This is a genomic window from Streptomyces sp. NPDC001532, assembly GCF_040298625.1.
In the GTDB taxonomy this organism is placed as follows: domain Bacteria; phylum Actinomycetota; class Actinomycetes; order Streptomycetales; family Streptomycetaceae; genus Streptomyces.
The window spans coordinates 178436-190900 of the sequence record NZ_JBEPAL010000004.1; the positions used below are offsets into that span (position 1 = coordinate 178436).

7 protein-coding genes and 1 riboswitch are annotated in these 12465 nt (G+C 69.9%); of the genes, 5 read left to right on the forward strand and 2 right to left on the reverse strand.

All coding sequences use genetic code 11. The features are described from left to right. Positions 1-57: 57 nt before the first annotated feature. Positions 58-1335 (reverse strand): extracellular solute-binding protein, encoded by a 1278-nt coding sequence (locus ABT232_RS06505; RefSeq protein ID WP_351836725.1) that lies wholly within the window; start codon positions 1333-1335, stop codon positions 58-60. 411 nt (positions 1336-1746) lie between these two features. Between ABT232_RS06505 and ABT232_RS06510 the strand changes: the two genes are divergently transcribed. From ABT232_RS06510 to mctP, 3 genes are all read left to right on the forward strand, one after another. Beyond that, the gene (locus ABT232_RS06510) at positions 1747-2511 is read left to right on the forward strand and encodes a GntR family transcriptional regulator (protein WP_351836728.1); all 765 of its coding nucleotides are present in this window, start codon (positions 1747-1749) and stop codon (positions 2509-2511) included. A 182-nt stretch (positions 2512-2693) separates the two neighbouring features. Continuing rightward, positions 2694-2960 carry a DUF3311 domain-containing protein gene (locus tag ABT232_RS06515; protein WP_351836731.1) on the forward strand — a complete coding sequence of 89 codons (267 nt, stop codon included), beginning with the start codon at positions 2694-2696 and terminating at the stop codon, positions 2958-2960. Continuing rightward, positions 2957-4585 carry a monocarboxylate uptake permease MctP gene (mctP, locus tag ABT232_RS06520; RefSeq protein WP_351836734.1) on the forward strand — a complete coding sequence of 543 codons (1629 nt, stop codon included), beginning with the start codon at positions 2957-2959 and terminating at the stop codon, positions 4583-4585. Before ABT232_RS06515 ends, mctP begins: the two co-directional genes overlap by 4 nt. 216 nt (positions 4586-4801) lie before the next feature. On the opposite strand, the gene ABT232_RS06525 is transcribed toward mctP, so the two are convergent. Continuing rightward, entirely contained in the window at positions 4802-8422 is a 3621-nt protein-coding gene (locus tag ABT232_RS06525) for an NACHT domain-containing protein (protein WP_351836736.1), read from the reverse strand. A 227-nt stretch (positions 8423-8649) separates the two neighbouring features. Continuing rightward, positions 8650-8778: riboswitch (cobalamin riboswitch) on the forward strand. Positions 8779-8898: 120 nt separating this feature from the next. Between ABT232_RS06525 and ABT232_RS06530 the strand changes: the two genes are divergently transcribed. Beyond that, a complete protein-coding gene (locus tag ABT232_RS06530) occupies positions 8899-11253 on the forward strand; it encodes a ribonucleoside-diphosphate reductase subunit alpha (RefSeq protein ID WP_351836739.1) in 2355 nt (784 codons plus the stop codon). Next, positions 11253-12266: a ribonucleotide-diphosphate reductase subunit beta gene (locus tag ABT232_RS06535; RefSeq protein ID WP_351836741.1), complete on the forward strand. Its 1014-nt coding sequence runs from the start codon at positions 11253-11255 to the stop codon at positions 12264-12266. Before ABT232_RS06530 ends, ABT232_RS06535 begins: the two co-directional genes overlap by 1 nt. The last annotated feature ends 199 nt before the right edge of the window (positions 12267-12465 follow it).

The following is a 12465-nucleotide window of genomic DNA, read 5'->3' on the forward strand; positions in this document are numbered from 1 at the left end:
TGTTCCGTCCGGTGGCCGTGCGGTGCGGGTGTGCGGCCCCCGTCCTCGGCGAGCGCCTTACTGCTGCTGGGCCAGGCGCTTGTTGAAGTCGTCCTCGACCTGCTTGGCGGCCTCGGCCGGGGACTTACCGTTCAGCACCGCGGTCATGTAGGTCTTGACCGGGTTGGGGGCGTTCTCGACGGCGGCCCATTCGGGGATGAGCGGCGTGGTGCCGCCGCCGGCGGCGGCCGGTGCCATGGCTTCGGCGGCGGCGTTGCCCTTGACGTTGCTCTGGAGCGATTCCTTGTTGGGGATGACGCCGTTGAGCTTGGCGAGCTGGCCCTCGTACTGGTCGGAGAGGGCGATCTTCAGGAATTCCTTGGCGAGTTCCTGCTTCTTGCTGCCCGCGGCGACGGCGAGGTTGGAGCCGCCGAGGAAGACGCCTTCGGGCTTGTCGGCCGTGGCGCCGGGGATGGTGAAGTAGCCGATCTCCTTCTCGATCTTCGGGTTGGCCTCGATGGCGATGCCGGCTTCCCAGCCCATGCCGATGAAGGCGCCGGTCTTGCCCTTGCCGAAGATCTCGCCCTGCTGCGGGGTGGCCTCGTCCTTGTCCTTGGGGGCCTTGGAGAGGGACTGGAACTTCTTGTAGGTCTCCATGGCGGCGGCGACCTTGGGGTCGTCGAGGTTGGAGACGTACTTGTCGCCGTCCTTCTTGACGAGTTCGCCGCCTTCGCCGACGACGAGGCCGACGAAGTGGTACCAGTTCTGGCCGGGCAGGTAGATCGGCTCGGCGTCGGTCTTGTCGCCGATCTGCTTGAGGTCGGCGTAGAACTCGTCGCGGGTCTTGGGGAGGTCCTTGATGCCGGCGTCGGCCCAGACCTTCTTGTTGTAGATGACGACGCGGTTGGCGAAGTACCAGGGGGCCGCGTACTGCTTGCCCTCGAAGACCGAGGAGTTGTTCAGGGACTCGGTCCAGTCGGCGCCGACGGCGGTCTTGAGGTCGGCGAGGTCGGCGAGGCCGCCGGTCTTGGCGTAGGCCGGGGTCTGGGTGTTGCCGATCTCGAAGACGTCCGGCGGGTTCTCCTCGGAGAGGGCGGTGGTCAGCTTCTGCTGGATGCCGTTCCACTGCTGGATCTCGAACTTGACCTTGGCCTTGGTCTTCTTCTCGAAGGCCGCGGCGACGTCCTTCTGCCACTGGTCCGGCGAGGAGCCGTCCATGACCCAGACCGTGAGGGTCTGTCCCGCGTAGCCGTCCGCCCCGCCCTTGCCTTCGCCGCTGCCGTCGTCGCTCCCGCACGCCGCGAGCGAGATCATCATGCCCGCGACACCGATCGCGGATATCAGCTTGCGCTTCACGCCACCCTCCTCAGGGATGCCACAAACCCCCCTGCTCCCCGCGGTGACCGTCGACTGAGTACACGTACCGCCCGTGGGGCCGGGACTGGACCAATGGTGTAGACCAGTAGGGGGAGCTTGGCCCAGACCAATAGGCCTGTCAAGGGTGTTCAAGCGGGCCCCAGGGGTCCGTGATGGGACCGAGATATGCAGGGAACTTTCATTTCGAATCCGACAGATCGGACGGACCACTGAACGCCCCAGCGGACAGACCACTGACCGCGCTCTGGACTAGACCAACGGGGGCGGCGAGGGTATACAGAGGAGATCACGGAGCGTGCGGGGACCACCCGGCCCGCGGCCGTGCCACGATGTGAGCCGTGGCCGACGGGGCGTCGGCCGCTTCGGCACCAGGAGCCGGGAAGGCAGAGCATGAGCACCGACGTCAGCAGTGCGGAGAACGAGGGTGGGGCGACCGTCCGTACCGCGCGCGTGCCCAAGTACTACCGCCTGAAGAAGCACCTGCTCGACATGACGGAGACCCAGGCGCCCGGCACCCCGGTGCCGCCGGAGCGGACCCTGGCCGCCGAGTTCGACACCTCGCGCACCACCGTCCGCCAGGCGCTCCAGGAGCTGGTGGTCGAAGGGCGGCTGGAGCGGATCCAGGGCAAGGGCACCTTCGTCGCCAAGCCCAAGGTCTCCCAGGCGCTGCAACTGACCTCCTACACCGAGGACATGCGCGCCCAGGGCCTGGAGCCGACCTCCCAGCTGCTCGACATCGGCTACATCACCGCCGACGACCGGCTCGCCGAGCTGCTCGACATCACCGCCGGCGGCCGGGTGCTGCGCATCGAGCGGCTGCGCATGGCCAACGGCGAGCCGATGGCGATCGAGACCACCCACCTCTCGGCCAAGCGCTTCCCGGCGCTGCGCCGCTCCCTGGTCAAGTACACCTCCCTCTACACCGCCCTGGCCGAGGTCTACGACGTCCATCTGGCCGAGGCCGAGGAGACCATCGAGACCTCGCTGGCCACCCCGCGCGAGGCCGGCCTGCTCGGCACCGACGTCGGCCTGCCGATGCTGATGCTGTCCCGGCACTCGCTGGACCGCGAGGGCAAGCCGGTGGAGTGGGTGCGGTCGGTGTACCGCGGCGACCGGTACAAGTTCGTGGCCCGCCTCAAGCGCCCCATCGACTGACCTCCCCGGCACCGCGCCGGCTGCCCGTCAGAACCGGCGCGCTGTCAAGGATTCCCGCGCCTTTCGATACCGGGTCGCGACCGATATACGGACGAGGGGTTCCGTCCGCGCCGTCCCCTGACCTAGATTTCCTGCGCATTCACAGGTGATCACAGGTGATCAGTGAGGGGACGGAGCCGCCGATGTCACAAGCCCCACAAGTCGGCAGAGGAGCGGTGGTGACGCCTGTGCGCGTCGTCATCGCCCTCTGCCTCATAGCGCCGTTCGTGGCGATGCTGTGGGTCGGTTCGTACGCGAAGACCGACCCGACGTTCATCGGCATCCCGTTCTTCTACTGGTACCAGATGGCGTGGGTCGTGATCTCCACGGTGCTCACGATGGTCGCGTACGTGCTCTGGCAGCGTGACCAGCGCGCCCGCAAGAGCCAGGACGGGGGTGCGTCGAAGTGAACGACGGCGTGAACGGTGTGGCCCTGACCGTCTTCATCCTGTTCTTCCTCGCCGTGACCGTCATGGGCTTCATGGCGGCCCGCTGGCGCAAGGCGGAGAACGAGCACAGCCTCGACGAATGGGGTCTGGGCGGCCGGTCGTTCGGCACCTGGATCACCTGGTTCCTGCTCGGCGGCGACCTCTACACGGCGTACACCTTCGTCGCCGTGCCGGCGGCGATCTACGCGGCGGGCGCGGCCGGGTTCTTCGCCGTGCCGTACACGATCCTCATCTACCCGATGATGTTCGTGTTCCTGCCCCGCCTCTGGTCGGTCTCGCACAAGCACGGCTACGTCACCACCTCGGACTTCGTCCGCGGCCGCTTCGGCTCCAAGGGCCTGTCGCTGGCCGTCGCGGTGACCGGCATCCTCGCCACCATGCCGTACATCGCGCTCCAGCTGGTCGGCATCCAGGCCGTGCTGGACGTGATGGGCGTCGGCGGCGGCGAGGACACCAACTGGTTCATCAAGGACCTGCCGCTGCTCATCGCCTTCGGCGTGCTGGCCGCGTACACCTACTCCTCGGGCCTGCGGGCGCCGGCGCTGATCGCGTTCGTCAAGGACACGCTGATCTACATCGTCATCGCGGTCGCCATCATCTACATCCCGATCAAGCTGGGCGGCTTCGACGACATCTTCAAGTCCGCCGGCGACGCGTTCGCGCAGACCAACCCGGCCACCGGCCAGCCGCGCGGAGCGCTCGCCCCGGGCGAGGCGTCCCAGTGGACGTACGCCACGCTGGCGCTGGGCTCGGCGCTCGCGCTGTTCATGTACCCGCACTCGGTGACGGCCGTGCTGTCCAGCCGCAGCCGTGACGTCATCCGGCGCAACTCGACGATCCTGCCGCTGTACTCGCTGATGCTGGGCCTGCTGGGCCTGCTCGGTTTCATGGCGATCGCGGCCGGCGTCAAGGTGGACAACGGGCAGCTGGCGATCCCGCAGCTGTTCGAGGACATGTTCCCCGACTGGTTCACCGGCGTGGCGTTCGCGGCGATCGGCATCGGCGCGCTGGTGCCGGCGGCGATCATGTCGATCGCGGCGGCCAACCTCTTCACCCGCAACATCTACAAGGACTTCCTCAAGCCGGACGCCACCCCGGCGGAGGAGACCAAGGTGTCCAAGCTGGTGTCGCTGCTGGTGAAGGTGGGTGCGCTGGTCTTCGTCCTCGGCATGGACAAGACGGTCGCGATCAACTTCCAGCTGCTGGGCGGCATCTGGATCCTGCAGACCTTCCCCGCGCTCGTCGGCGGTCTGTTCACCCGCTGGTTCCACCGCTGGGCGCTGCTCGCGGGCTGGGCGGTCGGCATGCTCTACGGCACGATCGCCGCGTACGGCGTGGCCTCGCCGACGCAGAAGCACTTCGGCGGCTCGTCGAAGGAGATCCCCGGCATCGGGGAGATCGGCTACATCGGCCTGACCGCGATCGTGCTGAACCTGGTGGTGACCGTGGTCCTGACGTTCGTCCTGAAGGCGGCCAAGGCCCCGGAGGGTGTCGACGAGACCCGTCCCGAGGACTACACGGCCGACGCGGGCGACCCGGGCGTCCAGGTGGAGCTCCCGCCGGCCACCGCGGGGTCCGCCCACTGACCCCGGCCTGACCGGCCCGTCCGGTACCTCCGGCACGTCCGGTACCTCCGGCACGTCCGGTACCTCCGGCACGTCGGCACATCCGCTACGTCCGGCACATCCGGCACATCCGGCGGCGATCCGCGAGACGCGGGTCGCCGCCGTCCGTGTTCGTCGCCCTGACTGACGCCGGCGGCGGGCCCTCCCGCTTCGCCGGCGCCGCGGGCCCTCCTTGCGTCAGGCCCGTGTCCGCCGCGCCATCTCACCCCAGAACCGGTCCAGTTCCCGCACCCGCATCCCGACCCAGTGCGGGGTCTTCCGGCGCAGGCCGCGCGGCAGGCAGCGGCGCCAGCGGCCCGGGAGCAGGGCCTGCTGCTGGCGGCAGAACGGTTCGCGGATCTCCCCGCGCGGCACACAGCCGCGCGGCGGGTACGGGCAGAGCTGGAACTTGCAGTCGGGCAGACAGCCGGTGCCGGGGGCCGGCGGCATCGAGGTCCCGGCCTGGAGTCCGGGCCGGAGCGGCTCGCGGTCGGTGCGGATGCACGGCGGCAACGGCATGTCCGACTGCTCCACCCGGGCCAGCCGTTCCTCGACCTCGTCCGGGTGCCCGTCCCGCTCGACCAGGTTCAGCATGACCAGCACATCGGCGACGAGCCGCTGGGCGCGGGCGTCGAGGGTGCTCCAGCCGACCGAGGGCGGGATCCACAGGTTGTGCTTGCGGTAGCCGCCGGAGTTGCCGGCCCGTGAGCCGATGGTGTCGCTGACGCCCTTCTCGTCGATCCACAGGAACCGTTCGGGCTCCCCGGTCTCCAGCGCGAGCGCCACCAGGTCGCCCGCCTCGGCGACGAACGGGTGCAGCCGCCGGGTCTCCTGCCCGTTCGCCTCGGGCCGGCCGGGCACGCGGTTCACCGTGCCGGCCATCGACAGCCAGCGTTCCACGATCTGTACGGCGCTGGTCCGGCCGATCGTCGGACGCGGTCCGCCCGCCCCGTCCACCCGGTGCTCGTGCCGCCCGGCGGCGCCGTCGCCCTGCCCCTCCTGACGGCCCACGCTGTCCGGCAATTCCCACAGGCACAGCGCCTGGAGCAGCACCAGCTGCGAGTACCAGCACCGGGACTGCTGGAGCACGGTCTCCGCCTGCCGGACCAGCTCGGTGCGGTTTCCCGGGTAGGTGTGCGGGTGCCGTTTGCGCCGGTTGGCGGCGTACTTGAAGCCCTGGGCCAGCGCGGCCTCCAGGGCGAGCGGCATGTCGGGGGTGCCGCCGGTGTGCTTGGGGTCGAGGTGGCGCAGCCACCTGGTGAACCGTTCGCGGGCCTCGTCGCGATGCGCGTCGTCGACGGAACCCAGCAGCATGGGCAGCAGCCAGGCCCGCATCACGAACTCCCGGAACAGGGCGACGCGTCGTTCCCGGTAGCGCAGGTTGAGGTCGCGGCGCTCCCGCAGCAGCGCCTCGACGCGGTCGCGGGTGGCGCGCGTGTGCCCGCGCGCGGTCCGGGCCTGCTTCATCCTCGTGGCCCAGGTCTGGTACTCGCGTCGCTTCCACGCCTTGAGGTCGGCGATCTTGCCGTTGTACTCCTCGATGGGGTCGCTGGTCAGCCCGACCCGTTCCCGGATCACCGCGAACGCGGAGTTGCCGCCGGCGCCGAACTCCTGCGCGGCGGCGAGGCGTATCGCGTAGGAGGGCTCGCCGATGCCCATCGTGAACAGCTGCCAGTACAGCGGTGTGGTGTCGATCCGGTCGGAGGCCTTGCGCAGGGCCGCGCCGAGCTGTTTGAGCAGCCGCAGTTTGGCGTCCTGGAGGGTGCGCGGATCGCCCTTGATGCGGGGCCAGCGTTCGTGGACCGAGGAGACGATGCCGCTGAGCAGGGTGGGCTCCTCCTCGACGCTCTCGACCTCCAGGGCCGCCGCGTACAGGTCGAGGGCCTTGGGGTCGTCGGTGCGGTGGTCGGCGGCGGTGCTGAGGCGGCGGGCCAGGGAGCGCCCGCCCAGGGGTGCCTGCCGCCACCGGTCCTGCATCTCCCTCTTCAGCTGGGACCGGATGCCGCTGCCTGTGACGGTCGACTCCGCGGCCCGCCGGCGGGACAGCAGCACCAGTGCGATGAGCAGTTCCCGGCTGGGTCCTGGGGGTTGCAGCGCCTGGTCGACGAGTTCGCCGGCGCCCTGCTCCCCCAGCTCGTTGAGCAGGCGGAAGCCGAAGTAGGCCTGGATGATGCTGTGCGGGAAGCGGACCTTCTTCTCGAAGCCTTCGACGAGGTCGAGCCGGTCCGCGCCGGCCACGAAGTCGGAGAGCAGGGCGTGGCACTGGACGGCGTTGCCCTCGCGGAGCCTTCTGCCGCTCTCCCCGCCGAGCCGGTCGCAGAGGGTGTCCCAGACGCGCTGGCGGTGCCACTCGGAGCAGACGGTGTCGCGTCTGCCGTAGCGGTCGAAGGCGCGGCGGCTGTTCCACAGGTGTTCCGCGCGGGCGCGGGCCCGCCGGGTGGGGCCGGGGTGGACGTCCTGGTCCAGCAGTTCGCCGAAGCCGACCTCGAGTTTGTCCTGGAGGAGTCCGATGCAGGCCAGCGCGGAGACGACCTCCAGGATCTCGCGTCGCTGCCGCGGGTTCAGCGCCACGTCGTCGCGCAGCCGGCCCTCGCACAGGGCGGCCTCCCAGGTCTCCAGCAGCCACAGGCGCAGGGTGCCGCGGTCTCTGCTGCGGGTATCCAGGTGGTAGGGGTCGTCGCGTGGGCGGTCGCGTTCGAGCAGGCCGTGGTGGTGCAGTTCGCGGGCGATCTGGAGGTAGATGGGGGACTCGGTGACCTCGGCGGTCTCCACGATCCAGTCGACGCGGCGTTCGTCGGTGTCCGGCACCCGGGCGGCGACGAAGTGCAGTGCCTCCTCCTCGCTGAGGGGTTCGAGTTCGACGATCGCGGCGGGGGTGCTCTCCAGTGGGCTGTGCGGCCGGGAGGCGATGACCAGGGGGAGTTTCTCGTCGTTGGCGCGTTCGATGGCCCGGCGGATGATGTTGTCGCGGTTCTGCTGGAGGTCCTCGTCGAGCAGTGCCTCGTCGAGGCCGTCGGCGATGACGACCACCTTGTCGTCGGCGAGGAGCTGCTGCCAGACGCGTTCGTTCTTGGTGCGGGCGAGGATGCCCTGGGGTGCTTCCTCGGCGAACCGCTGCCGGGCCATCCGCTCGAAGTTGAGGGTGCCCTGGCCGTCCGCGTCGCGCAGCCGGACCGGTACGGGTACGGCCTGCCGGCGGGCGAGGAGTTCGGTGAGCCGCACCAGGACGGCGGTCTTGCCGGCGCCGACGCCGCCGACGAGCAGGTAGGGGCGGCGGGTGTCGCGCTGCCGCAGCCGTTCGGCGATGACCTGGGCGAGCTCTTCGCGGCCGACGATCTCGTCGATGTCCGGTCCGGCGGTGAGCACCAGTCTGCGGGGGCAGGCGCGAGCGCGGGCGAGGTAGCGGCGCTTGGTCCAGCTGTACCACCAGAAGAGGAAGAGCGCGGCGGCGAAGGACGCGGTGAGGACGGGGCCGACGAAGCGCAGGAGGTCCTCGAACGCCGCGTTCTTCTTGCGCCAGGACTCGAAGCCGGTCGTCTCTCCGGTGATCAGGATGTAGATGCCTTCGGCGCACCAGGCGACCACGGCCAGCGCGGCCAGCAGCCAGATGGCCCGGGTCGCGTTGGTGTAGGAGACCCAGCGGCGCCATCTGCGGGGCCGGGCGCTGCCGCGGCGGGCTTCCAGGGCGATCGTCAGGGCGTGCCAGCGGCTGATGAGGCCGCGTCTGACCCGGCTGCCGCCGCGGCGGAGTTCCAGCGTCGCCATCGGCGCGGAGCGCGGCCGTTCCTTGCCCGGGGGGTGCCGGACGACCCTCGTCATGGGCGGTCTCCTCACGGGAGTGGGAGGGTGCTGTGGGAGGGGGCGGGCACGCCGGCGCCTAGTTCCATGGAAGCACTCCCGGATCGCCCCGCAACCCGGCCCCGCGCGGGCCGGGGCCGGGCGCCGTGCGGGCCGGGGCGACATCACTCTCCTCATCGGAGAGTTGACGCTCCGAAACCGCACCGACACTACATCTGGGGGTGCCGCCGCGACCCGGCACAACATGTATGCTCATGCTCGCTGTCGCCGCAGGGGAATCCGGTGTGAATCCGGAACTGTCCCGCAACGGTGTACCCATGCCCGTATGTGCGGGTATGGGGGTCAGTCCGAGGACCTGCCGACAGTGCGCCCGGCCGTCCGGTCCGGGTGCCTGACGTCCGGGCCTCGTGGAATGGGCCGGTGGACGCGACGCCGTGTGCGCTCGTGAGCTGCCCCCTGCACTGAAGGCCCCGTGCCGAGCGAGGGAGAGCCCCCACGTGACCATCGCGCCCGCAGATCCGGCCTCAGCAGCGCCCCCGTCGAACGACGACGGTCCCGGTGCCGCACTGCTGCGGACCCTGACCGAGCTGACCGCCGACCTTCCCGACGCCGACCCGGGCCGGGTCGCCGCCGCCGCGCTGCGCGGCCGGTCCGCGCACGCGGACGACGCGGAGCTGCGCGAGCTGGCGACGGAGGCGGCCGCGGGGCTCATCTCCGAGGACCCCGCCTACAGCCGGCTGGCCGCCCGCCTGCTGGCGATCGGCATCACCGCCGAGGCCGCCTCGCAGGGTGTCACGTCCTTCACCGAGTCGGTCGCCGTCGGCCACCGCGAGGGCCTGATCGCCGACCGGACCGCCGCGTTCGTGCGGCTGCACGGCGAGCGCCTGGACGCGCTCGTCGACCGTGCCGCCGACGACCGCTTCGGCTACTTCGGGCTGCGCACCCTGCACAGCCGCTATCTGCTGCGGCACCCGATCACCCGCAAGGTGGTGGAGACGCCCCAGTACTTCCTGCTGCGGGTCGCCGCCGGCCTCGCCGAGGACGACACCGCGCACGCGCTGGAGGAGGTCGCGGCGCTCTACGGGCTCATGAGCCGCCTCGACTACCTCCCGTCCTCCCCCACGCTGTTCAACTCCGGCACCCGGCACCCCCAGATGTCGTCCTGCTACCTCCTGGACTCCCCCAAGGACGAGCTGGACTCCCTCTACGACCGCTACCACCAGGTCGCGCGCCTGTCGAAGCACGCCGGCGGCATCGGCCTGTCGTACAGCCGGATCCGCTCGCGGGGTTCGCTGATCCGCGGCACCAACGGCCACTCCAACGGCATCGTGCCGTTCCTGAAGACCCTCGACGCCTCGGTGGCCGCGGTGAACCAGGGCGGCCGGCGCAAGGGTGCCGCCGCGGTCTACCTGGAGACCTGGCACTCCGACATCGAGGAGTTCCTGGAGCTGCGGGACAACACCGGTGAGGACGCCCGCCGTACGCACAATCTGAACCTGGCGCACTGGGTGCCGGACGAGTTCATGCGCCGGGTCGACGCGGACGGGCAGTGGTCGCTGTTCTCGCCGTCGGACGTGCCGGAGCTGGTCGACCTGTGGGGCGAGGAGTTCGACGCGGCGTACCGGGCGGCCGAGGCGAAGGGGCTGGCGAGGAAGACCATTCCGGCCCGTGATCTGTACGGGCGGATGATGCGCACCCTGGCGCAGACCGGCAACGGCTGGATGACGTTCAAGGACGCCGCCAACCGCACCGCGAACCAGACGGCCGAGCCGGGCCACGTCGTCCACTCCTCGAACCTCTGCACGGAGATCCTGGAGGTCACCGACGACGGGGAGACGGCGGTCTGCAACCTGGGCTCCGTCAACCTCGGCGCGTTCGTGGCCGGCGGCGAGCTCGACTGGGAGCGGCTGGACGAGGCCGTCCGCACGGCCGTCACCTTCCTCGACCGCGTGGTCGACATCAACTTCTACCCGACCGAGCAGGCGGGCCGCTCCAACGCCAGGTGGCGTCCGGTCGGGCTCGGCGCGATGGGCCTCCAGGACGTCTTCTTCAAGCTGCGGCTGCCGTTCGACTCGCCGGAGGCGAAGGCCCTGTCGACGCGGATCGCCGAGCGGATCATGCTCGCCGCGTACGAGGCGTCCGCCGACCTGGCCGAGCGCAACGGTCCGCTGCCGGCCTGGGAGAAGACCCGTACGGCACGCGGGGTCCTGCACCCCGACCACTACGACGTGGAGCTGACCTGGCCTAAGCGCTGGGCGGCGCTGCGGGCGCGGATCGCCGAGGTCGGCATGCGCAACTCGCTGCTGCTGGCGATCGCGCCCACCGCGACCATCGCCTCGATCGCGGGCGCCTACGAGTGCATCGAGCCGCAGGTGTCCAACCTGTTCAAGCGCGAGACGCTGTCCGGTGAGTTCCTCCAGGTCAACTCCTACCTGGTGCGGGAGCTGAAGGAGCTCGGCGTGTGGGACGCCCGCACCCGGGAGGCGCTGCGCGAGTCGAACGGCTCGGTGCAGGACTTCGCGTGGATCCCGCAGGACGTACGGCGGCTGTACCGCACGGCGTGGGAGATCCCGCAGCGCGGTCTGATCGACATGGCCGCGGCGCGCACCCCGTTCCTGGACCAGGCGCAGTCGCTGAACCTGTTCATGGAGACGCCGACCATCGGCAAGCTCTCCTCGATGTACGCGTACGCCTGGAAGTCGGGCCTGAAGACGACGTACTACCTGCGGTCGCGCCCGGCGACCCGGATCGCCCGCGCGGCGCGGGCGGCCGTCCCCGTCCAGCAGGTGGCCGACCCGGAAGCGGTCGCCTGCTCCCTTGAGAACCCCGAGTCCTGCGAGGCCTGTCAGTGATGAGCTCCACCGAGAAGAACCTGCTCGACCCCGGCTTCGAGCTGACGCTGCGCCCGATGCGCTACCCGGACTTCTACGAGCGCTACCGGGACGCCATCAAGAACACCTGGACGGTGGAGGAGGTCGACCTCCACTCGGACGTCGCCGACCTGGCCCGGCTCACGCCGGCCGAGCAGCACCTCATCGGCCGTCTGGTGGCCTTCTTCGCGACGGGCGACTCGATCGTCGCGAACAACCTGGTGCTGACGCTGTACAAGCACATCAACTCCCCCGAGGCGCGGCTCTACCTGAGCCGTCAGCTGTTCGAGGAGGCCGTGCACGTCCAGTTCTATCTGACGCTGCTCGACACCTATCTGCCCGACCCGAAGGACAGGGCCGCGGCCTTCGACGCGGTGGAGAACATCCCCTCCATCCGGGAGAAGGCCGAGTTCTGCTTCAAGTGGATCGACGAGGTCGAGAAGCTGGACCGGCTGGAGTCCAAGGCCGACCGCCGCCGCTTCCTGCTCAATCTGATCTGCTTCGCCGCGTGCATCGAGGGCCTGTTCTTCTACGGCGCGTTCGCCTACGTCTACTGGTTCCGCAGCCGGGGCCTGCTGCACGGTCTGGCCACCGGCACCAACTGGGTGTTCCGCGACGAGACGATGCACATGAGCTTCGCGTTCGACGTGGTCGACACCGTCCGCAAGGAGGAGCCGGACCTGTTCGACGACCAGCTCGGGCAGCAGGTGACGGACATGCTCCGGGAGGCCGTCGAGGCCGAGCTGCAGTTCGCGCGGGACCTGTGCGGGGACGGCCTGCCCGGCATGAACACCGACTCGATGCGGCAGTACCTGGAGTGCGTGGCCGACCAGCGTCTGACGCGTCTCGGCTTCGCCCCGGTGTACGGCTCGGAGAACCCGTTCTCCTTCATGGAGTTGCAGGGTGTTCAGGAGCTGACCAACTTCTTCGAGCGGCGTCCGTCCGCGTACCAGGTCGCGGTGGAGGGCACGGTCGACCTCGACGAGGACTTCTGAGCCGGCGCGGCCTGCCGCAGCTGACGGTCGATCCGGCGCTCGTGGATCAGTCCCACGAGCGCCGGACCGGCGAGGAGAGCGAAGATCACGAGGACCGGCAGGTAGGAGAGGAAAGTGTCCATGCCGGTAAGTGTCGTCGCGGCAGGACACTCCTGACAGTGGCAGGACTGCCGTAGAGCCTCGAATTACTGCCACTCAT

Bases quoted from the DNA above. Each gene is read 5' to 3' on its own strand.
- ABT232_RS06510 (WP_351836728.1), top strand. From the start codon at position 1,747: ATGAGCACCGACGTCAGCAGTGCGGAGAACGAGGGTGGGGCGACCGTC.
- ABT232_RS06515 (WP_351836731.1), top strand. From the start codon at position 2,694: ATGTCACAAGCCCCACAAGTCGGCAGAGGAGCGGTGGTGACGCCTGTG.
- ABT232_RS06525 (WP_351836736.1), bottom strand. From the start codon at position 8,422: ATGACGAGGGTCGTCCGGCACCCCCCGGGCAAGGAACGGCCGCGCTCC.
- ABT232_RS06535 (WP_351836741.1), top strand. From the start codon at position 11,253: ATGAGCTCCACCGAGAAGAACCTGCTCGACCCCGGCTTCGAGCTGACG.